Consider the following 26,651-nt stretch of genomic DNA (forward strand, 5'->3'; position numbering starts at 1 on the left):
CGCATTCATTTAACGGTTTACGTTTAACGCGACGCGTTATACCATCCCATGATCACGACATTCGGCGACAAGGCTACAGCGGCGCTGTTCGAAGAAGAATTTATCCGCTCACTGCCGCCCCAGATTCAAGACATGGCGCGTCGCAAACTGCATCTGATCGATGCGGCGGAGACCATCGAAGACCTGCATAGCCCACCCGGGAATCGCCTCGAATTATTGCAGGGGCGACGCAGCGGCCAATGGAGCATCCGCATCAACGCTCAGTGGCGGATCTGTTTTCACTTCGCCGGGGGCAACGCGATGAATGTCGAAATAGTTGACTACCATCACTAGACCGGGAGCCAGAAGTGGTTATCAAACGCGCTGACTTGGACAGCATCGATTTTACGGATATTGGGACTGGCGAAAAAATCCCTGCCATTCATCCGGGCGAAATCCTACGTTACGAATTTCTGGATCCGCTGAACATGTCAGTCAATGCGCTGGCGCTCGCCTTACATGTGCCAGCCCCGCGCATCAACGACGTCGTGCGCGGCAAACGCGCCATTTCCGCTGAAACCGCCTTGCGGCTGGCTCGTTATTTCGGCACGAGTACGCAGTTCTGGCTCAATCTTCAGAACGCTTACGACCTGCGCATCGCTACCGCGGCCGCAGGAGAACAGATCAAACGCGAGATCGAGCCTTTGCAAAGACCGCCGACAATCGGGACCGCCGCAGAAGCCAAGCCACAGTCAGCGCCTCGCCGGGGATCGGCAGTCGACGCGCGTGGCCAGATCAAGACACGGCGGAAGGACTGATTTTTCGAAATCCTCGGTCCGCAAACCAATAACGAATGACAGCTTCCATCTCAAAAGCACGGAACCGACACAGCGAACGGTTAAAATCGAGACATTCCTCAAGCCTTCCCGGAGTACAGCAATGGCTTTGCAACGTCGTACCACTCTCACGAAGTACCTGATCGAGCAGCAGCGCGAGACCAACAACCTGCCGGCCGACCTGCGCCTTTTGATCGAAGTCGTCGCGCGTGCGTGCAAGGCGATCAGCTACCACGTCAGCAAAGGCGCGCTGGGCGATGCGCTCGGCACGGCGGGCAGCGAGAATGTCCAGGGCGAAGTGCAAAAAAAGCTCGACATCCTGTCGAACGAAATCCTGCTCGAAGCGAATGAATGGGGCGGCAACCTGGCGGGCATGGCGTCCGAGGAAATGGAACAGTTCTTCCCGATCCCGGCCAACTACCCGAAGGGCGAATACCTGCTGGTGTTCGATCCGCTCGACGGCTCGTCGAACATCGACGTCAACGTGTCGATCGGCACGATCTTCTCGGTACTGCGCTGCCCAGACGGCCAGCAGCCCACCGAACAGTCGTTCCTGCAACCCGGCACGCAGCAGGTCGCGGCAGGCTATGCGGTGTACGGCCCGCAAACCGTGCTGGTGCTGACCACCGGCAACGGCGTGAACTGCTTCACGCTCGACCGCGAACTGGGTTCGTGGGTGCTCACGCAAAGCGATATGCGCATTCCAGTCGAAACGGGTGAATACGCGATCAACGCTTCGAACGAGCGCCACTGGTATCCGCCGGTCGAGAAATACATTGGCGAGTTGAAGGCAGGCAAGGAGGGGCCGCGCCAGAGCGACTTCAACATGCGCTGGATCGCGTCGATGGTGGCCGATGTGCATCGTATCCTGAACCGCGGTGGCATCTTCATGTACCCGGCCGACAAGCGCACGCCGGACAAGCCGGGCAAGCTGCGCCTGATGTACGAGGCGAACCCGATGGCTTTCATCGTCGAGCAGGCGGGCGGCGCCGCGACCAATGGCGAGAAGCGGATTCTGGACATCCAGCCGAAAAGCCTGCACGAGCGTGTGGCCGTGTTCCTCGGTTCGAAGAACGAAGTCGACCGCGTCACCCGCTACCATCTCGAAACAAAAAAGTGATCGCAGGGGCTTGCCAAGTTCGTAAAGAAGTCCCTATAATCTCGTTTCTCCTGATGCCGGAATAGCTCAGACGGTAGAGCAGCGCATTCGTAATGCGAAGGTCGGGGGTTCGATTCCTCTTTCCGGCACCACAACATTCAAGCAAAAAGCCCAGTCCTCGTGACTGGGCTTTTTGCTTTCTGGCGCTGCTTTTTGCTTTCCCCTACTACTTCTTTCTGAAATACGCGGGTGCTCACTTCAGCCTCGGTCGTGGTCGCCGCGACTGCCGCTGCTTCAACGCCAACCGCGATCGTAACAAGCAGCCGCGCAAGCTCATGCGCCAAAATCCAATCGATCGCATCGCGCCGTCATACCGAGATTGCGCGCGACCACTGCATCTTCAACGATCACGTTCTCAGCCGGTTTCGTGCCGTACGCGAACACCGCTTCCTGCGGCGCAGACGAAAACCACAAGATCCGGCCGGCACACTCGATACCGACCTGACGTCCTTTCCAGTAGACAGCGTTTTCCATGGCGAACTCTCTTATGGGCGAAGACAGCCATCTTCCGCGCCGGTGCCGGCACGTCCGTTATCCACCGCACTCTGCGCCGCGGATAGTTGCTTCAACGATAGGCGGCGGCACGATCGTGGCGAGCAGCACATCGGTTGAAGCTGGATGCACCGTGGAGAGCCGCGCAGCGATCAATTCGAAGCAACGGCTCGCGGCCTGAAACTGAAGCAACGCGCGAGATCTACGAAACTCCGCGCTTCTCCCGCAGGAAATCGATCAGTGCGCGCAACTTGAACGGCATTTGCACGCGGCTGGCCGTGTACAGATAAAAGCCCGGAAAGCTCGGACACCACGCGTCCAGCACGCGCACCAGCCTGCCGTCTTCCAGTTGCTCGCTCACGTAGTCGTCGATCACGTGCAGGAGACCCACGCCCTGCTCCGCCGCCTGCACCATCGTGCGCAAATCGTTGGTAACGAGACTCCCGCGCGTCTCGACTTCGAACACGCGCGACGGATCGTCAGGCTGCGCAAACTCCCATCGATAGATTCCGCCGCTAGTCGAGAATCGGTAGCGCAAGCAATCGTGAGCAGCGAGATCGGCCGGCGTCGCCGGCGCTGGATAGCGTTCGAAGTAGTCTGGGGAGCCAGCTACGACAATGTGGATATCCCCACCCAGCGGCACCGCCACCATGTCCTGCGCCACCCGTTCGCCAAGCCGGATGCCCGCGTCGAAACCTTCGCCGACCACGTCGGCAAAACCATCGTCGAGCGTCAGATCGAGACGGATCTGCGGATAGCGGCGCGTAAACTCGGCCAGATGTGGCAGCACCAACAACTCGCTCGCGACCCTCGGCAAGTTGATGCGCAGCGTGCCGGCGGGTTGATCGCGGGTTTCATCGAGCGCCTCGAAGGCCGCCTGCAGCTCACCCAGCGCAGGCAGCACGCGCGCGAGAAACTGCGCTCCCGCCTCCGTCAACGCGACACGCCGCGTGGTCCGGTTGAACAGGCGCACATTCAACTGTGTCTCGAGCGAGCGAATGCTTTGCGACAGCGCCGACGCCGTCACACCGGTTTCAGCGGCCGCGTGTGTGAAGCTGCCGTGGCGCGCCACGCACGTGAACGCCATCAGCGCCGGCAACTGGGCGGGGTCCATCGCGATCTCCATTATTAAGTCACACTTCATAATCCTTGCAGACTGACGGCATTTTTCCAAGGAAAAAATCGGCGCACGATAGCCCCCATCGATTCAACGCTTTCCCGCCTGACCACTCAAGGAGACTGATATGACGATGGACCGCTACAATCTGCTTGGCCGTTCAGGCCTTCGCGTGAGCCCGATCGCACTTGGCACGATGACTTTCGGTACCGAATGGGGCTGGGGAGCTGACGAACAATCGGCGCAACGTCTGTTCGACCTGTATGTCGACGCCGGCGGCAACTTCGTCGACACCGCTGACCTGTACACCGAAGGCACCAGCGAAAAATGGCTCGGCAAATTCGTCGCGGCGCGCGGTCTGCGCGACCGGCTCGTGATCGCCACCAAGTACGGCTACAACGCGGAGACCGGCAATCCGAACGCGGGTGGCAACCATCGCAAAAATCTGCTGCGTGCGCTTGACGGATCGCTCAAGCGCCTGGGCACCGACTACATCGACCTGTATTACCTGCACACATGGGATCGCGTCACGCCGGTAGACGAAGTGATGCGCGCGATGGACGACGCGGTGCGCGCGGGCAAGATCCGCTACGTCGGCCTGTCGGATACGCCTGCGTGGTTCGCCGGGCGCGCGCAGACGCTTGCCGACTGGCGCGGCTTCGAACCGGTCGCGGCGATGCAGCTCGAATACTCGATGATCGAGCGCAACGCCGAAAACGAGTTCGCCGATCTCGCCGCCCATCTGGGTATGGGGCTCGTACCCTGGAGTCCGCTGGGCATGGGTGTGCTGTCGGGCAAATACCGTCCTTCGCAAGGTGGAACGGCAAACTCCGTTTCCGGAGACGGGCGCCTCGCGAGTATGGCGAGCGCGCCGCCGCCGGGATGCGACAAGCTGACCGAGCGCAACTTTCGCATCGTTGCTGAACTGGAAGCGGTTGCGAATCTGGCGGGACGGCCGATGGCGCAAGTCGCGCTGAACTGGCTGCATCAAAAGCGCGGCGTCTCGAGCATCATTGTCGGCGCGACCCGGCCGGAGCAGTTGCAGGAGTCGCTCGGCTCGCTCGATTTCACGCTCGCGCCGGAATTGATCGCGCGGCTCGACGCTGTGTCGGAACCCGCTCGTCCGTTCCCGTACTACATGTTTGCAGACGGTCATCAGGCGCGGATTCACGGACAGGTCGAAGTCGCAGACAAACCCGCGGCCTATTCCGCCCCCGTGAGAATTCCGGCGCCGAGCGCGTAAAAATCGTTCGCCGCGAGCGCCGCGCTTCGTCCAGAACGCGGCGCCATTTTATTTGCGAAAAATATCCTGAAAAGTATTCTCGCTCGTCAACGAAGTTGCGCAATGGTTCGTTTACCAACAATTGGGGGGCTGAATAAACGCCCTGAACCACTCGGTAATTAACGAACGTTCGGACTAACGCGGAGTAAATCCGCCAATGCGGCAGCGCACAAAAATAACCGTGATTTGTTCATACCAACAGATATGAACAGGCGGTGTTGTGATGCAACAAAGATAATCCGCGGAAGGTGTGCGGGGGAAGGCTGGGAAGGGAGTGCGTGGGATATCGAACGGTTCTGATTGAGCGCGGCGAATTCAGCTGTTCGCAGTCAACCGATAAATTCTATTCAAACATTCCATTCCCATGTTGGGCTGTACCGTTAAAGCAACAAAGAACATGTGAGCCGCATCAGACGCTGGTGCAAAACGGGGACCGAGGCAGATAATCGGTTTGTAAAGGAGAAAGATCATGGATGCCAAACCACCGAAGATTCCGACCCCGGATAAAGTTTTTAGCCCGGATCCTGAACCCGCTGGCGTCGAGTTTCTGGGTGCCGAACTGCCTGAGCACGTTCGCGCTTTTTTCGACGAACAACGTAAGTCGTGCGACTCGAAGTAATTGTGCAGTGGCGCGATGCAGCATCGCCGTCCGCGCGTCCGGCGCGCGGCGAAGGTTCGCACGCGCCCCTACGATTATCTTTCGCTGCTTTCGCGGCGCGAGATACGCATGCTTGATTGCTGCGCCTGGCTGATGTAGCCCTGCGCGGGGGTGGTGCACGTCTCTAGCAGACGTCTTTAAATGTTTCGGCCGTTAGTTGTTCGGTCAATCGACGTACCCGCTCGATCCGCGCATCGTCTATTCTTCTGGTTTTTCTTCCGCGGCCGACCGGCCACTCCCGCCTTCCATGAATCGCTCGTACCGCTTTGGAGCGTCATGTGCGCTCGCGTTGTTCACTGCGCTTGTGCTCACTCCCGCCGCCGTCGCGGACGGCGACGACACCGCGCTTACCAATCTGATCGCACTGGCTTCGCAGCGTCTCGCCCTCGCGGAGCCCGTTGCGCGCTGGAAGTGGGCGAACCATCAGGCGATTACGGATACGCCGCGTGAGAACGCATTGCTCGCCGATGTCGAAAAGCGCGCCGTAGCCGCGAACGTCGATCCGGAATTTGCGCACGCCTTCTTTCAGGATCAAATCGACGCCAGCAAGGACGTGCAGAACGCGCTGTTTGCCAGCTGGCGCAGCACGCGGCCACCCGAAGGCCCCGCGCCCGACCTGGCCACCAGCACAAGGCCGCAGCTGGATCGGCTAACGCAGTCACTCGTGGCCGCACTCGCGCGCGTGCAACCGCTGCGTACGGCGCAGGATTGTCCGTCACGCGTGGCGCAATCGCTTGCTAACTGGAAATCGCTGACGCGCTACGATTCGACCCGTTCGAGCGCGTTGACGCGCGCTCTCGGCCACGTGTGCGAAGCGGGTGGGGTTGGTGCGACGGGCTGATTGGTCTGTGCGGTCGAACCAGGAACCTGGAACCCCCATCGGTCCGCCGCTCTCAGGGGCGTGGATTGAGCTCACCCTGAGCAGCGGGCCGCTGCGCAAAGCTCATTAAGCGAGACTCGGCACCTGCGAGCCACTCGAGACGCTCAACGGCATCATGCGCAAGCCGCGCGCAAGATGGCTCTGCAGAAGACGATAGGTCGATAGCTCGAACGGTCCGGCCGCGCTCGACGCATGCAACGCCGCCGCCTGCGCGAGCGAAGGCGCATGCCCGAGGTAACGCCATCGGTCGACAACGTGAAAAGCGCGCGCGTGCGACGCTTCTTCACGCTCCTCAAATACGACTGGGCCTTCGAACGGCCAGGGCGCATCCACCGGATCGCTCTTCGTGACGCGCTGCACCCGGTTATGCCCTGGGCGCAGCGTCGCGATCCACTGCGCCTCCGCAAGCATGGCGCCCAGCTCGCCGCCGGTCGCGCGCCACTCGACACGCCGCACTTGCTGCGCGAGCCGCATATCCTTCGCCGAACGCCGCTCGCCAGTCAAATGCGAACGCAGCCGCTGACGCACCCGTACGCTTCGCCCGACATACAACGGCAGATCGCCTTCTCCATAGAACGCATAAACGCCGCATCCGGCCGGCGCAGTGTCGAGCAGATCTTCGGTGATATCGCCGGCAAGCCGGTAGCGCCGGGTAGTGCGCTCGATCTGCGCCTGCAAAACGTCCAGCGGCACAAGACCGCCATGCAGACGTTGCCAGAACTGCCAGATCAGATCTGCGTCGGCGAGTGCGCGGTGACGATCGGACGGGACGAGACCATGACGCTGCACTAACGCGTCGAGTCCATGACGCTTTTCGGCCGGAAATAACGCGCGCGACAGGCGTACGGTGCACAGCACATCCGGATCGAACGCGAATCCGGCCCGGCGGAACTCTCCGCGCAGAAAACCGCGATCGAAACTGGCGTTGTGCGCGACGAACAGTTTGCCGTTCAGGCGCTCGAACAATGCCGGCGCGATGGCCTCGAACGTCGGCGCGCCTCGCACCATCGCGTTCGTGATGCCGGTGAGCTGCTGAATGAATGAAGGAATCGGTTGCTGAGGATCGACCAGGCTGCTCCAGCGCGACACACCGGCCGGTCCTATTTCAACCACGCCGACTTCGGTGATGCGATGCTCGCTGGTCGAGCCGCCGGTGGTTTCAAGATCGACGAAGACAATCGGCACATCTAGGGCCGGTTCTGGCAGAAACTGTTCAGACATGGAAAGGAATACTTTGGACGCGTGGCTTTGCGGCAAGTATGCACCAGTTAGCCGCCGCACACCCGTCCGACCTTACTTTGCCCTCGGCGCCGTGCGACGCAAAGACGGCATTCCTGCTCGCTCAACAAGCTGTTCGAAATCCGCGAGTTATTATGTTTTTACGACATCGAATTGAAATTCCAACGATGCCAGTTTGCCGCCATCCTCAAATTAATCCGGACCAGCTAGTTAATAGCATCAGCCGCAGCGATAATAACGAATAAACACAAAAAAGCCTCCGCGTCTCGCGAAGGCTTTTTTGATCGAGCTGCCCGGTGGTGCGTGCGGAGCAGCGCAGTGCGGCTTAAAGCGGCTGAATGTTCGCCGCTTGCTTCCCCTTTGGGCCTGCCTTGACCTCGAAGGAGACACGCTGGCTTTCCTTCAGCGACTTGAACCCTTCGGTGCGGATCTCCGAAAAGTGCGCGAACAGGTCTTCGCCACCCGAATCCGATGTAATAAAGCCAAAGCCCTTAGCATCGTTGAACCATTTGACGATACCAGTTTCCATATTCCGGTTTCCCTCGAGGAGTTATCAAATTCGGGCATTGCCCTCAAACTGCATTTCATGGTCACTTTATCTGTGATCGGGTATTTCTGAAGGCCTCTGCACCACCAGATCTGGCGTTTGAAATTCAGCATTGCCGTTATACGGGGAACGAAAAATCAACGTCAAGCGAATTTTTCATATGCCCTTAGCACGCAACGCGATAAATCGATGCCAAATGAGTCGAAGATCACGACGACATATTCAGCGAAAACCGAATAACCGTCACGTCAATATTACTCACTCAATGCCGAATTCTGCCGATATCGGAAAAAATTTCAGCATGCCGGCGAGTAAATGTAACAAGACGTGTTTTTAGTAAGTGTTTGTCCGAGTTGCTGCGCCGCACTCATGGCAGCATGATGGAAATCAGTAGCGAGAAGTAATACGCGTCTGGAGATTGCCATGCTGTTCAGTAAATTCCGCAGCCTCATCACCTGGCTCGCCCAATCGCAAGTAAAAACAGTGCCCGCTCAATCCGGGCCGATCGCCGCATCGCCGTCGGCCTTCGAGTTCGATCCCATGTGGCATGGGGATCACTGGCAAAACCTGCTGTCGTCCCCCATGGACGCGCGTCACTATGTGATGGAAGACTGGAGCGTCTCGGTGGTGACCGATTGGAGCGAAGTGGACGGAGTTGCGCCCGCGCACTAACCAACGTCCGCGCGTCCGCAACCGGAAGGCAAAAAAAAGCGCGACTGGGAAGTCGCGCCGACAAAGGTTTGGAGATCTTTTTCGTCAACGAAAAAGTCTGCTTCGGAAAGCAGAGATTTCAGTATAGCGGCTTGGACGATATCGATTATTCACATAATCAACAATCATCTGTTGCCATTACGACAACAATCATTTTTTACGATTTATCACGTTGTTTTTTTGCATCGATTACTGTAGCAAATGAGCAACGCGACTCGATTGACTCGCTTTTCGCCCTCCCTCAATAACGCTGAAAGCCTTTATCAGCAAGGCTTGAACAGCGTTCATCCATCGTTTCATATCTAGTAATACTTTATTGCGCGAATCGGAATGCCCGCCTCGTGAGCGTCTATCTACACTCTGCCTAATCGGAAACCGGCGCGTCAGAAGTACAGCGCGCTTCTCATGCGGATTTCGCCTCTCGCAGCGCCCGCGTGAAGGTCTCCTTAAGCCTGGGTTCAATACCCACTCTCGCTCTCGGAGTTACAAGATGAAAAAGACTCTCATGGTCGCGGCCCTCACGGGCGTTTTTGCAACGGCAGCACAGGCCCAGAGCAGCGTCACGCTGTATGGCTTGATCGACGCCGGCATCACCTATACGAATAACCAGCACGGCCACAGCAACTGGCAAGAAACGAGCGGTTCGGTGAACGGCAGCCGTTGGGGCTTGCGTGGTTCTGAAGATCTGGGTGGCGGCCTCAAGGCTATCTTCACGTTGGAAAACGGCTTCGGCATCAATGACGGCACGCTGAAACAAGGCGGCCGTGAATTCGGCCGTCAAGCGTTCGTCGGTCTGACGAGCGACCAGTTCGGCGCCGTGACCCTCGGCCGTCAATACGACAGCATGGTCGACTACGTTGGTCCGCTCGCACTCACCGGCACGCAATACGGCGGCACGCAGTTCGCGCATCCGTTCGACAACGACAACCTGAACAACTCGTTCCGCGTCAACAACTCGGTCAAGTACCAGAGCGTGAACTACGGCGGCTTCAAGTTCGGCGCCCTGTACGGCTTCTCGAACCAGGCTGACGGCTTCGCCAACAACCGTGCTTACAGCGCGGGCGCGTCGTATAACTGGGGCGGCCTGAACCTCGCTGCTGCTTACCTGCAACTGAACAGCAACGGCGCGACTGGTGCGGCGGCGGCGTTCAATTCGGGCGGCGCAGTGTCGAGCGACAACACGTTCTTTGCTGGCCGCCAGCAAACGTGGGGCGCAGGTGCCAACTATGCGTTCGGCCCGGCAACGGTCGGCCTCGTGTACTCGCAAACGAATCTGTCGAGTCTGGCTGGCATCGGCGCGGGCGCGTCGGGTCAATCGGCTGGCATCGGATTCGCCAACCCCAGCAGCGCTCACTTCCAGAACTTCGAAGCTAACGCTCGCTACGCTCTGACGCCGGCAGTGAGCATCGCCGGCTCGTACACGTACACGCGCGCAAGCCTTGCTGGCACGCGTCCGCACTGGAATCAGTTCAACTTGCAAACGGCGTACGCGTTGTCCAAGCGTACGGACGTGTACCTGCAAGGCGAATACCAGCAGATCAACGAAAACGCCATTGTCGATGCCGACATCAACGGTCTGGGCGCTTCGAGCAACAACAAGCAAATCGCTGTGACCGCAGGTCTGCGTCACCGCTTCTAAAGCGGTTGGCAACACCTGCAATATCGAAGGCGCCGTTCGCGGCGCCTTTTTTTGTGCCGTACCGAAAGCACGCTCTGCAAGGTCGACCGACTGTCAGACGCCGAACGGCAGCGAATCAAACCTATGTTCCCGAACACAGGCGCCCGAAAGATCACCGACCAGCCGCCAATTCCCGCGATTGTTTCGATCCGCGAGCGCCAGGGCTTGCGTCGAAATATCCTGAGGCCTGAGGCCTGCGCCCTCTCCCGCCACATCCGACACATCAATGCTTCGGCCTAGCCACCGGTATCAGGCAGCGGATACTTGACGTCCAGGATATCGATCGGCTGCGGGCCGGCCGGCGTGTACAGCGTCACCGTATCGCCGATTTTCGCCTTGAGCAGCGCCCGCGCGATCGGCGAGATCCAGCTCACATGGCCGACATCCAGATCGACCTCGTCGACGCCGACAATCGTCAGGGTATGCACCTCGCCGTCTTCCGTTGCGTATTCGACGGTTGCGCCGAAGAAAACCTGATCGACGTTTTCCTGTTTGCTGCTGTCAACCACTTCGGCGATGTCGAGGCGCTTGGTCAGAAAGCGAATTCGCCGGTCGATTTCTCGTAGTCGGCGTTTGCCATAGATGTAGTCGCCGTTTTCGGAGCGATCGCCGTTTGAGGCAGCCCACGACACCAGTCTGACCACCTCCGGCCGCTCGACATCGATCAGATGCAGCAGTTCATCGCGCATACGCCGGTATCCGGCTGGCGTAATGTAGTTTTTCGTACCCGGAGGGATTTCGGGCTGGGCGACGTCGAGATCGTCGTCATTCTCTTCACTCGACTCTTTGACAAAGGCCTTGTTCATGATGGTCCAGTAACTGCAGCAAGCGACTGCCTATCAAGGGTACACGATCAGAGCAATGAGACAAATCGCAGTTACATGCTTCCCTTTTTGAAAACCTTTGCTATAATCTCGTTTCTGCGTGCGGCTGTAGCTCAGTTGGATAGAGTACTTGGCTACGAACCAAGGGGTCGTGGGTTCGAATCCTGCCAGCCGCACCACTTGTTCGAGGGCCTCCCTCCGGGGAGGCCCTATGTTTTACCCCGGCTTCATCGCGGTATCATTGAAATTAGATTAGCGTCACCTGTTTAGCGTGCGGCTGTAGCTCAGTTGGATAGAGTACTTGGCTACGAACCAAGGGGTCGTGGGTTCGAATCCTGCCAGCCGCACCACCTATGAAGGGCCTTCCGATCGGAAGGCCCTTTGTTTTTTCGTGGCCGGATCTGCGTCATCCGGTCCGCCCCGCCAAGCCCGCGGGCCTGGGCGGTGTCGCCGCTGCTATCGCGGTATCGACTGAATATCACCGATCTGTCCGTCGGGACTCGGCACGTCTTCAAAAGAATCCTCCTCCGTTTCCTCGCCGATCAGCGCCGCTCGCGGGCCAGTCACAGCCTGCGCCTGCCACAACATCTCGTCCACACTATCGCCGAAACGGCTCTCGACAAACGCCCGCAGCAGCGCGACCCGTAACGAGTCGCCCCGCCCTTCAACGGTTCGATGGCCGCCTTCGAATTCGGCGATGCAATGTGCCGCGCCATGCACGGTCCGCTCACGCACCTCTAGCCGCTGCGCGCGTTCCAGCACCGCAGATGCCGCTTCCCATGATGTGGACGGCGTGAAACGGCCATCCCATGGGCGGCCGCGGTCGATGCCGCGAATCGAGACAGTTTCGCCGCTGTCGGTAAAGAAGATTTCACGCACGAAGTCGTGCAGGCTGCGGGCGACCCAATAGTCGAGCGCCAAGCCGGTGAGGTCAGCCACTTTCATAAGCGTTCTCCCTGAAGTTCCAGTGAGACTCGCTGGCGCAGGTGCGTTCAGATTCGAACGAGGACCGCCTGAAGCAGCCAGACGCTCTCGTCGAGCAGGCCTAAGCCAGCCTCAGATCAGTAATCGGCTCGCTCGCGGTCGATCCGCATCCCGCCGTCGTGACGGTGATGCCCTTCTTCACTCGGTCGCTCGCGCGCAATACGCATCACGTCCGGATTCGTACGCACGCGGCGCATGACGTTGGCGAGATGGACGCGATCGCTCACCTGGATCACGAAGCGCAGCACCGTGGATTCCTGCGACAGGTCCTCGTCCATCGCGATGTGGACGATGTTCGCATCCGCCGACGTGATGTCGGCAGCCACGCGGGCGAATACGCCCTTGGTGTTCTTGACCAGCACCTTCACCGCGACGTCGAACAGACGCCCCGGCTGCGGCGCCCACGCCACGTCGATCCAGCGGCCCGGATCGCGCTTGTGGATACGCTGCGCGACGCGGCAATCCGTGGTGTGAATGGCCATGCCGAGGCCGATACCGATGTAGCCCATGATGTCGTCGCCCGGAATCGGACGGCAGCACGCAGACAACTGCACCGACATGCCTTCGGTGCCCGTGATGACGACCGGCGGCGCATGCGGCGCCGTGCCGTCGCGCGAACCGTCGTCGTCGGCATCGCGGCCGCTCATCAGCACTTCGATACGCTTGGCCATGACCGCTGCGACGCGCCGGCCGAGACCGATATCCGCGAAGATTTCCTGGCGGTTCTTGTTACCCGTCCACTGCACGAGCTTTTCCCAGGCTTCCGGCGTCACGTCCGACAACGCCAGCCCGTAGCCCTTCAGCGCCTGGTCGACGAGACGCTCGCCGAGCTGTACAGACTCGTTCAAACGCATCGTCTTCAGATAGTGGCGGATCGCCGAACGTGCCTTGCCGGTGCGCACAAAACCCAGCCACGCCGGATTCGGCTTCGAATACGGCGCCGTGATCACTTCGACAATGTCGCCACTCTTCAACTCAGTACGCAGCGGCAGCAGTTCGTTATTGATCTTGACTGCGACGCACTGGTTGCCCAGGTCGCTGTGGATCGAATACGCGAAGTCGAGGGCCGTGGCGCCGCGCGGCAGTGCCATGATCTTCGACTTTGGCGTAAACACGTAGACCGCATCCGGGAACAGATCGATCTTGACGTGCTCCAGAAATTCGCTTGAATCGCCTGCTTCGCTCTGAATGTCGAGCAGCGACTTGAGCCACTGGTGCGCGCGTTTTTGCACATCGTTCAGATCCGCGCCGCCATTCTTGTACAGCCAGTGCGCGGCGACGCCCGCTTCGGCGATCTCGTGCATCTTGCGCGTGCGCACCTGGAACTCGATCGGCGCGCCAAACGGGCCAACCAGCGTGGTGTGCAGCGACTGATACCCGTTCACCTTCGGGATCGCGATGTAATCCTTGAATTTACCCGGCACCGGCTTGTAGAGCGCATGCAGCGCGCCGATACAGGTGTAGCACTCGAGCGCGCTTTCGACCACCACACGGAAGCCGTACACATCGAGCACCTGCGAGAACGACAACTGCTTGTCGCGCATCTTCTTATAGATACTGAAGATGGTTTTTTCGCGGCCGGTGACTTCGGCGTTGAGCTTCGCGTCAGCAATCGCGCGCTGCACCGACTCCAGAATCTTGCCGACCACTTCGCGCCGGTTGCCACGCGCGGCCTTGACGGCTTTTTCGAGCGTGGCGTAGCGATGCGGGTTGAAGTTCGCGAAGCTCAGGTCCTGCAGCTCGCGATAGGTATTGTTCAGGCCAAGCCGGTGCGCGATCGGTGCGTAGATGTCCAGCGTTTCGCGCGCCACACGGCGGCGCTTTTCGTGCGGCACCGCACCCAGCGTGCGCATGTTGTGCAGCCGGTCGGCGAGCTTGACCAGAATCACGCGGACGTCGCGCGCCATCGCGAGGAGCATCTTGCGGAAGTTTTCCGCCTGCGCCTCTTCGCGATTGCGAAACTCCATCTTGTCCAGCTTTGACAACCCGTCGACCAGTTCCGCGACCTTCGCGCCGAATCGCTCGGCGAGTTCGGCCTTAGTCACACCCTGGTCTTCCATCACGTCATGCAGCAGCGCCGCCATGATCGACTGGGCGTCGAGATTCCAGCCGGCGCAGATTTCCGCGACAGCGACAGGATGCGTGATGTAGGGCTCGCCGCTCTGGCGATACTGGCCGAGATGGGCTTCGTCGCTGAAATGGAACGCCGCCTTGATGTCCTTGATCTCTTCCGGCTGCAGATAGCCGGACAAGGCGGACGTCAGCTTGGCGATCGAAACGACGTCATGCCGGCGCGGTTGCTCCGGCGTGGCGGTCGGCCCGAACAGATGGCGAAACGACTGTTCGAGGACCGCATCGATGTACTTCCGTGCGGACGAGGGCGAGTCGGCGTCGTGTTCCACTTCCGTGGCGGTGGGCGGGGTAGCACTCATTTTCGCCTCCGTAGCGGTTAGGGTTGGACGCCGGTCAGCACGTTGATGCAATTACAGCAAATGCAGGCAATCGAAAACGGAACAGTGCGCCTTAAACCGGCACCTTCTTCAGCATTTCGACGCCAACCTGGCCGGCTGCGATTTCGCGCAGTGCGACGACGGTGGGCTTGTCGCGGCTTTCGATCTTCGGCGTGTGGCCTTGAGCGAGCTGACGCGCGCGATAGGTCGCGGCAAGCGCGAGTTCGAAACGGTTCGGAATCTGTTTGAGGCAGTCTTCGACGGTAATGCGGGCCATGTTGGGTTCCTTCTTGCAAGAAAACGCTGGGCCGCCCCAAGTTTTCTTGTCCCCCTCGGGGGGCCTGGCGCGAAGCGACAGGTCTGGGGGGTGTTAATTGATGTTGCTTATTCTACCTTATGTGCTCGAACCACCGCCGCGCTCACGCGTGTGGCAGGTGGATTCCGAGCTGCACGAAAAGCTGCGTGTGGCGCGCGTATTGCGAGGCGAAGCGCGAACGCGTCGCGGCCACGAGGCACCGCAGTTCACCGAGCGCGCGATCGAAGTTGTCGTTGATCACGACGTACTCCGCTTCGGCCGCGTGCGCCATCTCGCTGCCGGCTGCGAGCAGGCGGCGCGTGATCACGTTCGGTTCGTCCTGGCCGCGCTTTTTCAAACGCTCTTCGAGCGCATCCAGCGACGGCGGCAAGATGAAAATTTCAACCGCGTTGTGAAACTGCTTCTTCACCTGTTGCGCACCCTGCCAGTCGATTTCGAGCAGCACGTCATGGCCGCTTTTCATCTGCTCTTCGATCCACACACGCGAAGTCGCGTAGTAGTTGCCGTGCACTTCGGCGCTTTCCAGATATTCGCCAGCCGCGTGACGCGTGAGGAAATCGTCGACCGTCGTGAAGTGATAGTGCTCGCCGTCCTGCTCCTTCGGACGCGGCGGGCGCGTCGTGTACGAAATCGAAAGGCGGATCGCGTCGTCGCCGGCGAGCAACGCGTTCACGAGCGTCGACTTGCCCGCGCCCGAAGGCGCGACCACCATGAACAGGTTGCCGGGATAAGCGCCGGCGTAAGGGTTGCGCGGTGCGCTGGTTTCGCGTGTGTGGTCGGTCATGTTATCGAGGCTCCTGCCTTACTCCAGATTCTGTACTTGCTCGCGCATCTGTTCGATGAGCAGCTTCAGGGTCATCGACGAATCGGCCAGTTCCTTCGCGGCCGCCTTCGAGCCGAGCGTGTTCGCTTCGCGATTCAGTTCCTGCATCATGAAGTCGAGCCGCTTGCCGACTTTGCCGCCCTTCTCGATCACGTGACGCGTTTCGTTCAGGTGAGCCGTGAGGCGCGACAGTTCTTCGGCGATGTCGATGCGGATGCCGTACATCGTCACTTCCTGGCGAATCCGTTCGTTGATTTCTTCGCGCGAGACGCTCGGCGCCGCCGTATCGGGCGCGGCGATGCCGAGCGCTTCCTGCAGACGTTCGACGATTTTCTGCTGATGCTTGGCGATCAGTTCCGGCACGAGCGGCGTGATCTTCGTGACGATCGTTTCCATCTCGGTGACGTTGGCGAGCAGCATCGTCGCCAGTTGCGCGCCTTCGCGGCCACGCACGTCGATCAGATCGGTAATCGCCTGCTTGCCGCACGCAAGCACTGCGTCGCGCAGCACTTCCGGCGCCACGCCGCTTTCGGCCAGCACGCCGGGCCAGCGCAGAATTTCGCCGGTGCGCAGACGCCCGGCTTCCGGGAACGTCGACAACACCGTGCGTTCGAGCAGCGCCAGTTGGGTCAGTGCGTCGCGGCTGAGCGAGCCGGCGTTAGCCGACTGTTCGCTGCGCTGCAGGTTGATACGGATGTCGACCTTGCCGCGCGAGAGCTTGTTCATCAGCATTTCGCGCAGCGTCGGTTCGCAGACGCGCACGTCTTCCGGCATGCGGAAGTTCAGATCGAGAAAGCGCGAGTTCACCGTGCGCAGTTCGACCGATACGCTCACGCCACCCGTGCCTGAGGCCGCGACGAGTTCGCGCGTGGCGCTCGCATAGCCAGTCATGCTGTAGATCATCGTATTTCTCGCGATTGTGGCCATGCGTTTGACGATGGCCGAAGAGTCGAATCGCCCGGCGTGTACGAGACGCGGGGCGGAGAATGCGCATTATCCCATTTTTACCGGCAAGGCCTCTGCACACCAAGGCAGCACGAGGCTCGCCGCGCATGAAGCGCTACTCCCCGCAGCGCTCCGGCGCATGCGGGCAGCCGTCCGCCGGACAGGCTGCCCCGCGCCTGGCGCGATCGGCGGTAAAATTGCGCTTTCCCTCCTGCTTTTCTTCCACACCGATCCCAACATGACCGACAACACCCAACGCCCCAGCGGCCGCCAGGCCAATCAGCTGCGCGACGTGCGCATCACGCGCCACTACACGAAGCATGCGGAGGGCTCGGTGCTGGTCGAGTTCGGCGACACCAAGGTCATCTGCACGGCGAGCATCGCCGAGAGCGTGCCGTCGTTCCTGCGCGACCGCGGCCAGGGCTGGCTGACCGCCGAATACGGCATGCTGCCGCGTGCCACGCATACCCGCAGCGACCGTGAAGCGGCGCGTGGCAAGCAAACCGGCCGCACTCAGGAAATCCAGCGTCTGATCGGCCGCGCATTGCGCTCGGTGTTCGATCTCGAGAAGCTCGGCGCGCGCACGCTGCATATCGATTGCGACGTGATCCAGGCCGACGGCGGCACGCGCACCGCCAGCATCACCGGTGCGTTCGTGGCCGCGCATGACGCGGTGGCCAAATTGCTGGCTACGGGCCGCATCGAAAGCTCGCCGATCACCGATTACGTCGCAGCGATTTCAGTCGGCGTGTACGACGGCCTGCCGGTGCTGGATCTCGATTACGACGAAGACTCGCAATGCGACACCGACATGAATGTGGTGATGACGGGCGCGGGCGGCTTCGTCGAAATTCAGGGCACGGCCGAAGGCGTGCCGTTCTCGCGCGATGAAATGAATTCGCTGCTGGATCTGGCGAGCGACGGCATCAACACCCTGATCGCGATGCAGAAAGAAGCGTTGGAGCAAAAGAGTGAGTGAGGTTCGTCAAGACAACGGCGCTGTTGCGTCTGACTCGCCGTTGAAGAAAGTCGTGCTGGCGTCGAACAACGCGGGCAAGCTGCGCGAGTTCGCGGCGCTGCTCGGCGCGGCCGGCATCGAGTTGATTCCGCAGGGCGCGTTGAACGTGCCGGAAGCGGAAGAGCCGTATCCGACTTTCGTCGAAAACGCGCTGACCAAGGCGCGTCATGCGGCGAAGCTCACCGGCCTGCCCGCCCTCGCCGACGACTCCGGCCTGTGCGTGCGAGCGCTGCGAGGTGCGCCAGGCGTTTATTCGGCGCGCTACGCGCAGCTTGCCGGCGGCGAAAAGAGCGATGCGGCGAACAACGCTCAGCTCGTTTCGGCCTTGCAGGGCGAAACCGATCGTCGCGCGTATTACTACTGCGTGCTGGCGCTTGTGCGTCATGCCGACGATCCCGAACCGCTGATCGCCGAAGGCCGCTGGCACGGCGAAATGCTGGACTTGCCGCGTGGCGAGCATGGCTTCGGCTACGACCCGTACTTCTTCCTGCCGTCGCTGAATGCAAGCGCTGCGGAACTCGAACCAGCGGTAAAGAACGCCAGCAGCCATCGCGCGATTGCATTGCGCCACCTGCTTGCGCGTTTGACGGAGGAAGCGTGATTCCGATTAAACCGGCGCCTGCCGAGATCGGCAACGGCGTCATCAAGGCATTTACGTCGCCGGGCAGCATTCGCCTGACGTCGTTGCCACCGTTGGCGTTGTATGTGCACTTTCCCTGGTGCGTGCGCAAGTGCCCGTACTGCGATTTCAACTCGCATGAATGGAAAGGCGACACGTTCCCGGAGACCGAATATCTCGACGCTTTGCGCGCCGATCTCGAATTGGCGCTGCCGCTCGTGTGGGGCCGCCAGGTGCATACGGTGTTCATTGGCGGCGGCACGCCCAGCTTGCTGTCGGCGGCCGGGCTCGACCGGATGCTGTCCGACGTGCGCGCGCTGCTGCCGCTCGACGCCGACGCGGAAATCACACTCGAAGCGAACCCGGGTACATTCGAAGCCGCCAAGTTCGCGCAGTTTCGCGCGAGCGGCGTCAATCGCCTGTCGGTGGGCATTCAGAGTTTCAATGAAGCGCATCTGAAGGCGCTCGGCCGGATTCACGACTCGACGCAAGCGCGCCATGCGGTCGACGTGGCCGCGACTACCTTCGACAATTTCAATCTCGACCTGATGTTCGCGCTGCCGCAGCAGACGCTCGCGGAATGTCAGGCCGATGTGGAGACGGCGTTGTCATTCGCGCCGCCGCATTTGTCGCTGTACCACCTCACACTCGAACCGAACACGCTGTTTGCGAAATTCCCGCCTGCCCTGCCCGACGACGACGCATCCGCCGACATGCAGGATTGGATTCATGAACGCATGACAGCCGCCGGCTACGGACGCTACGAGGTGTCCGCGTATGCGCAACCGCATCGGCAAAGCAAGCACAATCTGAACTACTGGCGCTTCGGCGATTATCTCGGCATCGGTGCGGGCGCGCATACCAAGCTGTCGTTTCCGAACCGTGTGCTGCGTCAGGTGCGTTACAAGCATCCGACCACCTTCATCGAACAGGCGATGGCCGGCACAGCCGTGCAGGAAGAGCATGAGGTCGGGCCGCGCGATTTGCCGTTCGAGTTCATGTTGAACGCCCTGCGGCTGACGGAAGGGTTTCCAGTGCATCGCTTCATCGAGCGCACGGGGCTGTCGATGACCTCGATCGAACCGGCTTTGCAGGAGGCCGAACGGCGCAAGCTGATTACGCGCGACCACGAAAAGATCGCACCGACGCCGCTTGGCCAGGCGTTTCTGAATGACCTGCAGGGGCTCTTTCTGAAAGATCCGCAGTGATTGCTGACCAGCAGAGCGCCGCAACGAGGATTTTTCAGGTTACAATTTAGGGCTTGGAGGTGTGGCCGAGCGGTTTAAGGCACCGGTCTTGAAAACCGGCGAAGGAGTGATCCTTCCGTGAGTTCGAATCTCACCGCCTCCGCCAGACAATCAATGAATACGGGCCTTTCGGCTCGTATTTCATTTCTGGCCGCCAATGAATCCGCTAATCGGCGATTGCACAACGCGTCGAACGGGTAAGCAACTGTAAATGAAGCCCGATCAAACCGCGGCTCCGTAATTTGCTGTCACAAGGCAGGCCGAACGAATGCCGCCCCCAGCTCCTCCAACTTACAAAGAGGGAGGAACCATGGTCAAGTTACTGTTTGCGATAGGTATTGCTTTAGGCCTGTCCGGATGCATCGTCGCACCGCCGTACGGCTATGCGCCGGCATACGGTTATGCTCCCGGCTACTACGCCGCCCCGAGCGTCAGCGTGGGTGTTGGCGTCGGCGGTTATTACGGCGGCCACGGGAGATGGTAATTTCTGGCCAAGCTCGTTCTTGGCCAAGTTCGTATCAGTCAATCTCTCGGCACCGCCCGCATTAAGGGGAACCCCTCCCTCAACATCTCGCTCCCATGGTCGATATCAAGACTATCTGTGCCGTCAGCACACGCCAGGGAATTGCTCATGAAAGTCCGTACTTTAGCCGTTGCGCTGATTTCGGTTGCCGCGAGCACGGGCGTATCGTCCGCGTTTGCGGGCACGTCAACGGCGCTGTCCGACGACGATAGCGCAGCCGTGTTCGGCTCCTCAGCCAGGCTATCGAGTCTGCAAGACGTCGGCGGCAGCGCGAAAGCAGGTGCGTCCGCAGCTACCGTGGGCGCCTACGCGCTACGAGGCGCAAGCGGCAACATTGGCGTGAACCTCGCAGCCGGTGCGCTGAATGCGCAGGCCAACCAGATCGCCCTCGTCACCACATCGCAAACCGCGATCAGCTCACAACAGAATCTGCATACCGTCGCGCAGTTGACGGGCAGCACCAACGCAAAACTCGGTGCCGGTTCGCTGGCGGCAGTGAGCGGCAACGTCGGCGTGAATATCGCGTCCGGAGTGGGCAATGCGCAGTACAACGGGCTCGTGGTTCACTGAGCCCGCAACGCCTCGATACCGGCAACCCCTTAAACCAGCGCGGTCGCCTCGACCTCGACCTTCAAGCCGTAGTGCAGATGGGGAACCGGCACGACAGCACGCGCCGGCCGAGCTTCGCCCGCCCAACGCGCGTAGATATGATTGAAGCTCGCCCAATGTTCGACATCGGCTATATAGACTCGCACCTGCACCAGTTGCGCAATGCTGCTGCCAGCGCCTTCAAGCGCCGCCTGCACATTGGCCAACACCTGTTCGGCCTGCACCTCGAACGAGGCCTCAGCGAGCTTCTCGCCCTGTGCGTTGATCGGCAACTGTCCCGAGACGAAAACAAAACCATTGGCGATCGCGACATGGCTGTAGTGGCCACCCGGCTTTGCCAGCGCAGCGGGATTGTCGGTGTGCGGCAAATGCGGGTCGTGCTGGCTAACAGCCATGAATGCAACTCCAAAGGGGGATGGCGCCTGCACGGCGCATGGCTACGCGCGGAACACTGCATGGCACTCGCCGCGCGTGTCACACGCTAAGCAGGCACGTCCAGCTTCTCACGCGCATCGGCGCAGCGACGATTCAGGTCGCGATGCATCAACTGGCTGTCGAGCAGCGCCGATACATCAGACAAACCGTAATCAAAGCGCAAGACGTATTCGATGTCTGTGTAATCGTGATAGGCGCCGCTGTCTGCCAGCTTCTGCGCTTCAGCGAAGGCAGCATGTTGCCGCTCGCCGTTCATCAAATCTCTGATCGCCATGATTGCCGCTCCGAGGAACAGTGACGCCATCATAGCAATGCCAATTGAAACGCACGGTCGCGCGCGCGCAACACCTGGTGTTTTCCGTAGGCGCTTTGGTTAGCGCGGGACGGACAAGCAAGCGTACCGCGCGTTTCGGGTATGGAACCATGATCCGCGTTCCGCGAAGAATGCCTGCCCCACGATGCCGTCAAGCGGCAGCGACAGGCACCTTCATTCCGTGCCACTTGATGACCAGAATCCGGCCGGCGTAACACAGCACGCCCGCGACGCCTACGACGACGCCCATCCCCTTGGGCGAGCCGTCCTGCCAGAGTCCGACTGCGAGGCTCGCCAACGCGCCGAGCGCCAACTGCACTGCGCCGAACACAGCGGCCGCGGCGCCGGCATTCATCGGATAGCGATGCATCAGATCGGTCGTACAGTTAGCAGACAACAGCCCCACCACGCCAACCACGAAGAACAAACCGAAAACGATCGACCACAACCCGCCCCACCCCGTCAGCGAGACGAGACAGACGAACAGCGACGCAATGCAACTCACGGTCGCGGCGAAAGAAATGATCGGCAGCGAGCCGAGCCGGCCGACGAGGCGAGTATTCATCAAGTTACCGAACATGATGCCGACGATATTCAGCGCGAACAGAAAGCCGTAATGCTGCGCCGATACATGGAAATATTCGATGTACACGAACGGCGTCGCGGTGATGTACGCGAACATCGACGCGAACGCCATGCCGCCGCACAGCATGTGCCCCCACGCGACCGGATCGCGTAGCAACTTGCCGTACGCACCGAACGATTTCAGCAGCGCCGAGTGCGCACGCTTTTCTGGCGGCCACGTTTCCGGCACCTTGAGGAAAGCGGTCACCGCACACACCGTACCGAACAGCGTCAGCACGACAAAAACGACACGCCAGCCGCCAAGCAACAACAACTGCCCGCCGATCAGCGGCGCGAGCAACGGCCCGATCGACGTGACGATGGCGAGCATCGACAGCACGCGTGCGGCATCGGTCGGCCCGTGCGCGTCGCGGGCGATCGCGCGCGCCAGCACCGAGGCTGCGCCCGCGCCGAGCGCCTGCACGAAGCGGAACGTCACCAGCGATCCGATCGAAAACGACAGCGCACATGCCACGCTAGCCAGCGCATACATGATGATGCCGCCCAGCAACACGGGCCGGCGACCATAGGTGTCCGAGAGCGGACCGTAGAGCAACATGCCGATCGAAAAGCCGAACATGAAACTGGTGAGCGTGGTTTGCGCGGCGCCGTTGCTGATGGCGAACGCCTGCGCGATAGTCGGCAGGCTTGGCAGATACATATCGATCGAAATCGGCCCGCATGCGGCAAGCGCACCGAGCAACAGAATCAGCCGGCCATCGGGCCGGCTTCTGGTGACGTGAGACATGGGAATCCAGATGAAGCGCCGCGCCGTCATCGGCAGCGAAACGCATTGAAACGGGGAAAACAGCAACTTGACAGCCCCAATTGTACGCGACGGTTAAGTCATCCGCCGCACCCGGGCCTCGCTGGGCGGGCCACCCGCGCTCCGCGACAAGCACGCCGCCGATCAGTTAAGCTGCCGCCAGAACGCTGCCTGGCGTGACCCAAACCCGTCAGCCACGCCCTCTTCCACTGCCCCGCCCCGACCCTGTCATGACTGCCTTCCTGCTGATCTGGAGCCCCAAGAAATGGCCGTGGCCCGAGTTACCCGACGTGGCGAAGCGGGTCGCCGCAGGCGTAGCGGTGACCGACGTGTGGGGTTGCGGATTTGCCCGCAGCATCCTGCCGGGCGACCGCGTGTTCCTGCACCGTGTTGCACAGGAACCCAAGGGCATTTTCGGCTCCGGCTACGTGACCCGCGCACCGTACGAAGTCCCCGACCCGGCGACGAAGCGCGGTTATCGGTTGTGCATCGACTTCGTGTACGACTGGGTGGTCGACGCACACGAAGGCGTCGTCATTCCCCGCGAGAGGTTGCGCACGCATCCGTTTTCGGTGCAGACATGGGACGCGCAGAGTTCGGGCACCGTGATCAAGCCGATAGCCGAAGGCGCACTCGAAAAGCGCTGGGCCGAACTCACAGGCAAGCGCAAACCACCGACGCTTGATACCCTTTGTCACCAAGGCTGAATGTGCGAGAACACCGATTCCAGATGCACCTCTACCTCCTCCAAGCAAGGGGACCCGCTTATAAGCTAGCGGTTGGAAGCCGCTTTCTTTTGCCTATCTTTTCTTTGCGGCATGCAAAGAAAAGTAGGTGCCGCCCCGCACAGGGGCGACGCCAATAGACCACTAAGAAATCAAGGATAGGCACGGGAAACAGCAACACCGCCCCAGCATGGGCAAGCCCGAAACCTCTTCACGCTGACTCCGGTACAATTTCTCTACTCATCCCAGCGCCGCGCGAGCCGCCTCCAGGCCGCTCGCGCCGCTGCGCAACCCAAATTCCAGCCATCACCATGTCCAAAAACCAGACCCTCTTCGAGCGCGCGCAGCGCACCATCCCCGGCGGCGTGAACTCGCCGGTCCGCGCATTCCGTTCGGTAGGCGGCACGCCGCGCTTCATCGAGCGCGCGGAAGGCGCCTATTTCTGGGACGCGGACGGCCAACGCTATATCGACTACATCGGCTCATGGGGCCCGATGATTCTTGGCCACGTCCACCCGGAAGTGCTCGAAGCGGTCCAGCGCGTGCTGGCCAAGGGTTTCTCCTTTGGCGCGCCGACGGAATCCGAAATCGAAATCGCCGAAGAAATCTGCAAACTGGTGCCGTCGATCGAACAGGTCCGCATGGTCTCGAGCGGCACCGAAGCGACCATGAGCGCGCTGCGTCTCGCGCGCGGCTTCACGAACCGCAGCCGCATCGTCAAGTTCGAAGGCTGTTATCACGGCCACGCGGACAGCCTGCTGGTCAAAGCCGGCTCGGGCCTGCTCACGTTCGGCAATCCGACTTCGGCAGGCGTGCCGGCCGATATCGCCAAGCACACCACCGTGCTCGAGTACAACAACGTCGCTGAACTCGAAGAAGCGTTCAAGGCGTTCGGCAACGAGATCGCCTCGGTGATCGTCGAGCCGGTTGCGGGCAACATGAACCTCGTGCGCGCCACGCCTGAATTCCTGCAAGCCTTGCGGCGCCTGTGCACCGAGTACGGCTCGGTACTGATTTTCGACGAAGTGATGTGCGGCTTCCGCGTCGCCCTGGGCGGCGCGCAAGAGGTCTACGGCATCGCGCCGGATCTGACGTGTCTGGGCAAGGTGATCGGCGGCGGCATGCCGGCGGCAGCCTTCGGCGGCCGGCGCGACATCATGGCTCACCTCGCCCCGCTCGGCGGCGTCTACCAGGCGGGCACGCTGTCGGGCAACCCGATCGCCGTCGCCGCGGGCCTGAAGACACTGCAACTGATCCAGGCGCCGGGCTTCTACGACACGCTCGCTACCCGCACCACGCGTCTCGCGCAGGGTCTCGCGAATGTTGCGCGCGAAGCGAAGGTAGCGTTTGCGGCCGATTCGCTTGGCGGCATGTTCGGCCTTTACTTCACCGAGTCGGTTCCGACCAGCTTCGCCGAAGTCACGAAGAGCGACGTGCCGCGCTTCAACGCGTTCTTCCACAAGATGCTCGACGCGGGCGTGTACTTCGCGCCGTCCGCGTATGAAGCGGGCTTCGTTTCGATCGTTCACGACGACGCGATCATCGACGCCACGATCGACGCAGCGCGCGGCGCGTTCGCCTCGCTCGCGGCCTGAGGCCGCCGCGCCATAGAAACCGCCAAAACCCAAACTCCATACTGCCTAGCCACCGCACCCGACCGGATCCCGATGTTTTCGCAAACCGACTTCGTCCATATGGAGCGCGCGCTCGCGCTGGCCAAGCGCGGCATGTATACGACCGACCCGAATCCGCGCGTCGGTTGCGTGCTCGTCAAGAACGGCGAGGTGATCGGCGAAGGCTTCACGCAACCAGCCGGCCAGGATCATGCCGAAGTGCGCGCGCTGAAAGACGCGCGTTCGCGCGGCCACGATCTGCGCGGCGCCACGGCTTACGTGACGCTCGAGCCGTGCAGTCATTTCGGCCGCACGCCGCCGTGCGCGAATGCGCTGATCGAAGCGCAGGTCGAGCGCGTGGTTGCGGCGATGGAAGATCCGAATCCGCAGGTCTCCGGGCGTGGCCTCAAGATGCTGCGCGACGCCGGCATTGAAGTGCGTTGCGGGCTGCTCGCCAACGAAGCGCACGAGCTGAACATCGGCTTCGTGTCGCGCATGACGCGCGGCCGCCCGTGGGTCCGCATGAAAGTGGCGGCCTCGCTGGACGGCCGCACCGGCTTGCCGTCGGGCGTCAGTCAATGGATTACCGGCGAAGCGGCGCGCGCCGATGGTCACGCATGGCGCGCCCGCGCGTCGGCGATCCTGACGGGCATCGGCACCGTCAGGGAAGACGATCCGCGCATGACCGTGCGCGCTGTCGACACCCCGCGCCAGCCGCAACGCGTGCTGATCGACAGCCAGCTCGATGTGCCGCCCGAAGCGCAGATCCTGGCCGGTGCACCCACACTGATTTTCTGCGGCAATCTCGACGAACGTCATACTGAGCGGGCAAGCGCACTGCGCGATCGCGGCGCGGAGATCGTGCAACTGGCGAACGCGGCGGGCAAGGTCGACCTGCCCGCCGTGCTGAAAGTGCTCGGCGAACGTAACGTGAACGAACTGCACGTCGAGGCGGGCTACAAGCTGAACGGCTCGCTGCTGCGTGAGGGCTGCGTCGACGAACTGCTGGTCTATCTCGCGCCAAGCCTGCTCGGCGTAGACTCGATGAGTATGTTCAATCTGAACGCGCCGGAAACGCTCGAAGGCCGCATGCAACTGAATTTCCACGCGGTCGACCGGATCGGCGACGATCTACGGATTCTCGCGCGCTTTGTGCCCCGCACCGAGCCGCATCCGGCACCCGAAGGCGGGACCGATTCCGCCCCTCAACCCACTTCGAATTGATCAAGGATTAGCACG

The 26,651-nt window shown here is 61.0% G+C and carries 29 protein-coding genes and 4 tRNA genes; 20 read left to right on the forward strand and 13 right to left on the reverse strand.

All coding sequences use genetic code 11. The annotated features are described in order from the left end of the window. Positions 1 to 48: 48 nt before the first annotated feature. From KHO31_RS04520 to KHO31_RS04535, 4 genes are all read left to right on the forward strand, one after another. Complete coding sequence (locus KHO31_RS04520; RefSeq protein WP_201070481.1) at positions 49 to 333, forward strand: type II toxin-antitoxin system RelE/ParE family toxin; 285 nt, start codon at positions 49 to 51, stop codon at positions 331 to 333. A 14-nt stretch (positions 334 to 347) separates the two neighbouring features. Then, a complete protein-coding gene (locus KHO31_RS04525; RefSeq protein ID WP_201070483.1) occupies positions 348 to 797 on the forward strand; it encodes a HigA family addiction module antitoxin in 450 nt (149 codons plus the stop codon). 121 nt (positions 798 to 918) lie between these two features. Next, complete coding sequence (locus KHO31_RS04530) at positions 919 to 1,935, forward strand: class 1 fructose-bisphosphatase (protein ID WP_201070485.1); 1,017 nt, start codon at positions 919 to 921, stop codon at positions 1,933 to 1,935. Between the two features lie 55 nt (positions 1,936 to 1,990). Beyond that, a tRNA-Thr gene (locus KHO31_RS04535) sits at positions 1,991 to 2,066 on the forward strand. 181 nt (positions 2,067 to 2,247) lie between these two features. Here KHO31_RS04535 and KHO31_RS04540 read toward each other — a convergent pair. Together KHO31_RS04540 and KHO31_RS04545 are read right to left on the reverse strand one after the other, a co-directional pair. After that, on the reverse strand, positions 2,248 to 2,448 hold the full coding sequence (locus KHO31_RS04540; RefSeq protein WP_201070487.1) for a hypothetical protein: 201 nt from the start codon (positions 2,446 to 2,448) through the stop codon (positions 2,248 to 2,250). Positions 2,449 to 2,668: 220 nt separating this feature from the next. Beyond that, positions 2,669 to 3,580 (reverse strand): LysR family transcriptional regulator, encoded by a 912-nt coding sequence (locus KHO31_RS04545; RefSeq protein ID WP_236060638.1) that lies wholly within the window; start codon positions 3,578 to 3,580, stop codon positions 2,669 to 2,671. A 130-nt stretch (positions 3,581 to 3,710) separates the two neighbouring features. On the opposite strand from KHO31_RS04545, the gene KHO31_RS04550 reads away from it, so the two are divergent. From KHO31_RS04550 to KHO31_RS04560, 3 genes are all read left to right on the forward strand, one after another. Continuing rightward, positions 3,711 to 4,826, forward strand: a complete 1,116-nt coding sequence (locus KHO31_RS04550) for an aldo/keto reductase (protein ID WP_211622814.1) — start codon at positions 3,711 to 3,713, stop codon at positions 4,824 to 4,826. 508 nt (positions 4,827 to 5,334) lie between these two features. Then, complete coding sequence (locus KHO31_RS04555; protein ID WP_028200145.1) at positions 5,335 to 5,484, forward strand: hypothetical protein; 150 nt, start codon at positions 5,335 to 5,337, stop codon at positions 5,482 to 5,484. A gap of 286 nt (positions 5,485 to 5,770) precedes the next feature. Beyond that, the gene (locus KHO31_RS04560; RefSeq protein ID WP_201070495.1) at positions 5,771 to 6,364 is read left to right on the forward strand and encodes a chorismate mutase; all 594 of its coding nucleotides are present in this window, start codon (positions 5,771 to 5,773) and stop codon (positions 6,362 to 6,364) included. Between the two features lie 105 nt (positions 6,365 to 6,469). Here the strand turns inward: KHO31_RS04560 and KHO31_RS04565 are convergent, their stop codons facing one another. Next, positions 6,470 to 7,624, reverse strand: coding sequence for an exonuclease domain-containing protein (locus tag KHO31_RS04565; RefSeq protein ID WP_201070498.1), 1,155 nt, complete (start codon positions 7,622 to 7,624; stop codon positions 6,470 to 6,472). 343 nt (positions 7,625 to 7,967) lie between these two features. Further along, entirely contained in the window at positions 7,968 to 8,171 is a 204-nt protein-coding gene (locus tag KHO31_RS04570) for a cold-shock protein (RefSeq protein ID WP_054037310.1), read from the reverse strand. Between the two features lie 441 nt (positions 8,172 to 8,612). On the opposite strand from KHO31_RS04570, the gene KHO31_RS04575 reads away from it, so the two are divergent. Both KHO31_RS04575 and KHO31_RS04580 read left to right on the forward strand, forming a co-directional pair. After that, positions 8,613 to 8,861, forward strand: a complete 249-nt coding sequence (locus tag KHO31_RS04575) for a hypothetical protein (RefSeq protein ID WP_211622815.1) — start codon at positions 8,613 to 8,615, stop codon at positions 8,859 to 8,861. 529 nt (positions 8,862 to 9,390) lie between these two features. Continuing rightward, the gene (locus KHO31_RS04580) at positions 9,391 to 10,539 is read left to right on the forward strand and encodes a porin (RefSeq protein WP_201070506.1); all 1,149 of its coding nucleotides are present in this window, start codon (positions 9,391 to 9,393) and stop codon (positions 10,537 to 10,539) included. Between the two features lie 275 nt (positions 10,540 to 10,814). Here KHO31_RS04580 and greB read toward each other — a convergent pair whose 3' ends face one another. Next, entirely contained in the window at positions 10,815 to 11,384 is a 570-nt protein-coding gene (gene greB, locus KHO31_RS04585) for a transcription elongation factor GreB (protein WP_169487307.1), read from the reverse strand. A 120-nt stretch (positions 11,385 to 11,504) separates the two neighbouring features. Here greB and KHO31_RS04590 point away from each other — a divergent pair. Together KHO31_RS04590 and KHO31_RS04595 are read left to right on the forward strand one after the other, a co-directional pair. Next, a tRNA-Arg gene (locus KHO31_RS04590) sits at positions 11,505 to 11,581 on the forward strand. A gap of 94 nt (positions 11,582 to 11,675) precedes the next feature. Next, a tRNA-Arg gene (locus KHO31_RS04595) sits at positions 11,676 to 11,752 on the forward strand. A gap of 106 nt (positions 11,753 to 11,858) precedes the next feature. On the opposite strand, the gene KHO31_RS04600 is transcribed toward KHO31_RS04595, so the two are convergent. The 5 genes from KHO31_RS04600 to KHO31_RS04620 all read right to left on the reverse strand — a co-directional run bounded on the left by KHO31_RS04600 (position 11,859) and on the right by KHO31_RS04620 (position 16,878). Beyond that, the gene (locus tag KHO31_RS04600; RefSeq protein ID WP_201070508.1) at positions 11,859 to 12,347 is read right to left on the reverse strand and encodes a phage protein NinX family protein; all 489 of its coding nucleotides are present in this window, start codon (positions 12,345 to 12,347) and stop codon (positions 11,859 to 11,861) included. 116 nt (positions 12,348 to 12,463) lie between these two features. Next, on the reverse strand, positions 12,464 to 14,818 hold the full coding sequence (locus KHO31_RS04605; protein WP_201070510.1) for a RelA/SpoT family protein: 2,355 nt from the start codon (positions 14,816 to 14,818) through the stop codon (positions 12,464 to 12,466). Between the two features lie 91 nt (positions 14,819 to 14,909). Continuing rightward, positions 14,910 to 15,113, reverse strand: a complete 204-nt coding sequence (rpoZ, locus tag KHO31_RS04610; protein WP_006025620.1) for a DNA-directed RNA polymerase subunit omega — start codon at positions 15,111 to 15,113, stop codon at positions 14,910 to 14,912. A 142-nt stretch (positions 15,114 to 15,255) separates the two neighbouring features. Next, on the reverse strand, positions 15,256 to 15,936 hold the full coding sequence (gmk, locus tag KHO31_RS04615; RefSeq protein WP_201070512.1) for a guanylate kinase: 681 nt from the start codon (positions 15,934 to 15,936) through the stop codon (positions 15,256 to 15,258). An 18-nt stretch (positions 15,937 to 15,954) separates the two neighbouring features. Continuing rightward, entirely contained in the window at positions 15,955 to 16,878 is a 924-nt protein-coding gene (locus tag KHO31_RS04620) for a YicC/YloC family endoribonuclease (protein ID WP_201070514.1), read from the reverse strand. A 280-nt stretch (positions 16,879 to 17,158) separates the two neighbouring features. On the opposite strand from KHO31_RS04620, the gene rph reads away from it, so the two are divergent. The 6 genes from rph to KHO31_RS04650 all read left to right on the forward strand — a co-directional run bounded on the left by rph (position 17,159) and on the right by KHO31_RS04650 (position 20,897). After that, complete coding sequence (gene rph / locus KHO31_RS04625) at positions 17,159 to 17,899, forward strand: ribonuclease PH (RefSeq protein ID WP_201070516.1); 741 nt, start codon at positions 17,159 to 17,161, stop codon at positions 17,897 to 17,899. Then, positions 17,892 to 18,539 (forward strand): RdgB/HAM1 family non-canonical purine NTP pyrophosphatase, encoded by a 648-nt coding sequence (gene rdgB, locus KHO31_RS04630; protein WP_201070517.1) that lies wholly within the window; start codon positions 17,892 to 17,894, stop codon positions 18,537 to 18,539. The genes rph and rdgB overlap by 8 nt, the downstream gene beginning before the upstream one ends. Next, positions 18,536 to 19,765, forward strand: coding sequence for a radical SAM family heme chaperone HemW (gene hemW / locus KHO31_RS04635; protein WP_201084715.1), 1,230 nt, complete (start codon positions 18,536 to 18,538; stop codon positions 19,763 to 19,765). Before rdgB ends, hemW begins: the two co-directional genes overlap by 4 nt. Positions 19,766 to 19,820: 55 nt before the next feature. Continuing rightward, positions 19,821 to 19,910 (forward strand) — tRNA-Ser (locus tag KHO31_RS04640). 204 nt (positions 19,911 to 20,114) lie between these two features. Further along, positions 20,115 to 20,288, forward strand: a complete 174-nt coding sequence (locus KHO31_RS04645; protein WP_201070641.1) for a hypothetical protein — start codon at positions 20,115 to 20,117, stop codon at positions 20,286 to 20,288. A 147-nt stretch (positions 20,289 to 20,435) separates the two neighbouring features. After that, positions 20,436 to 20,897: a hypothetical protein gene (locus KHO31_RS04650; RefSeq protein WP_201084716.1), complete on the forward strand. Its 462-nt coding sequence runs from the start codon at positions 20,436 to 20,438 to the stop codon at positions 20,895 to 20,897. 29 nt (positions 20,898 to 20,926) lie between these two features. Here the strand turns inward: KHO31_RS04650 and KHO31_RS04655 are convergent, their stop codons facing one another. The 3 genes from KHO31_RS04655 to KHO31_RS04665 all read right to left on the reverse strand — a co-directional run bounded on the left by KHO31_RS04655 (position 20,927) and on the right by KHO31_RS04665 (position 23,056). Beyond that, entirely contained in the window at positions 20,927 to 21,331 is a 405-nt protein-coding gene (locus KHO31_RS04655; RefSeq protein ID WP_201070645.1) for a RidA family protein, read from the reverse strand. A gap of 86 nt (positions 21,332 to 21,417) precedes the next feature. Then, the gene (locus KHO31_RS04660) at positions 21,418 to 21,645 is read right to left on the reverse strand and encodes a hypothetical protein (protein ID WP_030101199.1); all 228 of its coding nucleotides are present in this window, start codon (positions 21,643 to 21,645) and stop codon (positions 21,418 to 21,420) included. 190 nt (positions 21,646 to 21,835) lie between these two features. Next, positions 21,836 to 23,056, reverse strand: coding sequence for a Bcr/CflA family multidrug efflux MFS transporter (locus tag KHO31_RS04665; RefSeq protein ID WP_201070647.1), 1,221 nt, complete (start codon positions 23,054 to 23,056; stop codon positions 21,836 to 21,838). Between the two features lie 248 nt (positions 23,057 to 23,304). Here KHO31_RS04665 and KHO31_RS04670 point away from each other — a divergent pair, with 248 nt between their 5' ends. The 3 genes from KHO31_RS04670 (at position 23,305) to ribD (ending at position 26,636) form a co-directional block, all read left to right on the forward strand. Then, a complete protein-coding gene (locus tag KHO31_RS04670; RefSeq protein WP_201084718.1) occupies positions 23,305 to 23,781 on the forward strand; it encodes a hypothetical protein in 477 nt (158 codons plus the stop codon). 329 nt (positions 23,782 to 24,110) lie between these two features. Next, positions 24,111 to 25,394, forward strand: a complete 1,284-nt coding sequence (gene hemL / locus KHO31_RS04675; RefSeq protein WP_201070650.1) for a glutamate-1-semialdehyde 2,1-aminomutase — start codon at positions 24,111 to 24,113, stop codon at positions 25,392 to 25,394. Between the two features lie 72 nt (positions 25,395 to 25,466). Next, on the forward strand, positions 25,467 to 26,636 hold the full coding sequence (ribD, locus tag KHO31_RS04680; RefSeq protein ID WP_201070653.1) for a bifunctional diaminohydroxyphosphoribosylaminopyrimidine deaminase/5-amino-6-(5-phosphoribosylamino)uracil reductase RibD: 1,170 nt from the start codon (positions 25,467 to 25,469) through the stop codon (positions 26,634 to 26,636). Positions 26,637 to 26,651: the final 15 nt, after the last annotated feature.

Source organism: Paraburkholderia domus (genome assembly GCF_905220705.1).
GTDB lineage: Bacteria > Pseudomonadota > Gammaproteobacteria > Burkholderiales > Burkholderiaceae > Paraburkholderia > Paraburkholderia domus.

Bases quoted from the DNA above. Each gene is read 5' to 3' on its own strand.
- KHO31_RS04520 (WP_201070481.1), top strand. From the start codon at position 49: ATGATCACGACATTCGGCGACAAGGCTACAGCGGCGCTGTTCGAAGAA.
- KHO31_RS04530 (WP_201070485.1), top strand. From the start codon at position 919: ATGGCTTTGCAACGTCGTACCACTCTCACGAAGTACCTGATCGAGCAG.
- KHO31_RS04540 (WP_201070487.1), bottom strand. From the start codon at position 2,448: ATGGAAAACGCTGTCTACTGGAAAGGACGTCAGGTCGGTATCGAGTGT.
- KHO31_RS04545 (WP_236060638.1), bottom strand. From the start codon at position 3,580: ATGGACCCCGCCCAGTTGCCGGCGCTGATGGCGTTCACGTGCGTGGCG.
- KHO31_RS04550 (WP_211622814.1), top strand. From the start codon at position 3,711: ATGACGATGGACCGCTACAATCTGCTTGGCCGTTCAGGCCTTCGCGTG.
- KHO31_RS04555 (WP_028200145.1), top strand. From the start codon at position 5,335: ATGGATGCCAAACCACCGAAGATTCCGACCCCGGATAAAGTTTTTAGC.
- KHO31_RS04560 (WP_201070495.1), top strand. From the start codon at position 5,771: ATGAATCGCTCGTACCGCTTTGGAGCGTCATGTGCGCTCGCGTTGTTC.
- KHO31_RS04565 (WP_201070498.1), bottom strand. From the start codon at position 7,624: ATGTCTGAACAGTTTCTGCCAGAACCGGCCCTAGATGTGCCGATTGTC.
- KHO31_RS04570 (WP_054037310.1), bottom strand. From the start codon at position 8,171: ATGGAAACTGGTATCGTCAAATGGTTCAACGATGCTAAGGGCTTTGGC.
- KHO31_RS04575 (WP_211622815.1), top strand. From the start codon at position 8,613: ATGCTGTTCAGTAAATTCCGCAGCCTCATCACCTGGCTCGCCCAATCG.
- KHO31_RS04580 (WP_201070506.1), top strand. From the start codon at position 9,391: ATGAAAAAGACTCTCATGGTCGCGGCCCTCACGGGCGTTTTTGCAACG.
- greB (WP_169487307.1), bottom strand. From the start codon at position 11,384: ATGAACAAGGCCTTTGTCAAAGAGTCGAGTGAAGAGAATGACGACGAT.
- KHO31_RS04600 (WP_201070508.1), bottom strand. From the start codon at position 12,347: ATGAAAGTGGCTGACCTCACCGGCTTGGCGCTCGACTATTGGGTCGCC.
- KHO31_RS04605 (WP_201070510.1), bottom strand. From the start codon at position 14,818: ATGAGTGCTACCCCGCCCACCGCCACGGAAGTGGAACACGACGCCGAC.
- rpoZ (WP_006025620.1), bottom strand. From the start codon at position 15,113: ATGGCCCGCATTACCGTCGAAGACTGCCTCAAACAGATTCCGAACCGT.
- gmk (WP_201070512.1), bottom strand. From the start codon at position 15,936: ATGACCGACCACACACGCGAAACCAGCGCACCGCGCAACCCTTACGCC.
- KHO31_RS04620 (WP_201070514.1), bottom strand. From the start codon at position 16,878: ATGATCTACAGCATGACTGGCTATGCGAGCGCCACGCGCGAACTCGTC.
- rph (WP_201070516.1), top strand. From the start codon at position 17,159: ATGACCGACAACACCCAACGCCCCAGCGGCCGCCAGGCCAATCAGCTG.
- KHO31_RS04645 (WP_201070641.1), top strand. From the start codon at position 20,115: ATGGTCAAGTTACTGTTTGCGATAGGTATTGCTTTAGGCCTGTCCGGA.
- KHO31_RS04650 (WP_201084716.1), top strand. From the start codon at position 20,436: ATGAAAGTCCGTACTTTAGCCGTTGCGCTGATTTCGGTTGCCGCGAGC.
- KHO31_RS04655 (WP_201070645.1), bottom strand. From the start codon at position 21,331: ATGGCTGTTAGCCAGCACGACCCGCATTTGCCGCACACCGACAATCCC.
- KHO31_RS04660 (WP_030101199.1), bottom strand. From the start codon at position 21,645: ATGGCGATCAGAGATTTGATGAACGGCGAGCGGCAACATGCTGCCTTC.
- KHO31_RS04665 (WP_201070647.1), bottom strand. From the start codon at position 23,056: ATGTCTCACGTCACCAGAAGCCGGCCCGATGGCCGGCTGATTCTGTTG.
- KHO31_RS04670 (WP_201084718.1), top strand. From the start codon at position 23,305: ATGACTGCCTTCCTGCTGATCTGGAGCCCCAAGAAATGGCCGTGGCCC.
- hemL (WP_201070650.1), top strand. From the start codon at position 24,111: ATGTCCAAAAACCAGACCCTCTTCGAGCGCGCGCAGCGCACCATCCCC.
- ribD (WP_201070653.1), top strand. From the start codon at position 25,467: ATGTTTTCGCAAACCGACTTCGTCCATATGGAGCGCGCGCTCGCGCTG.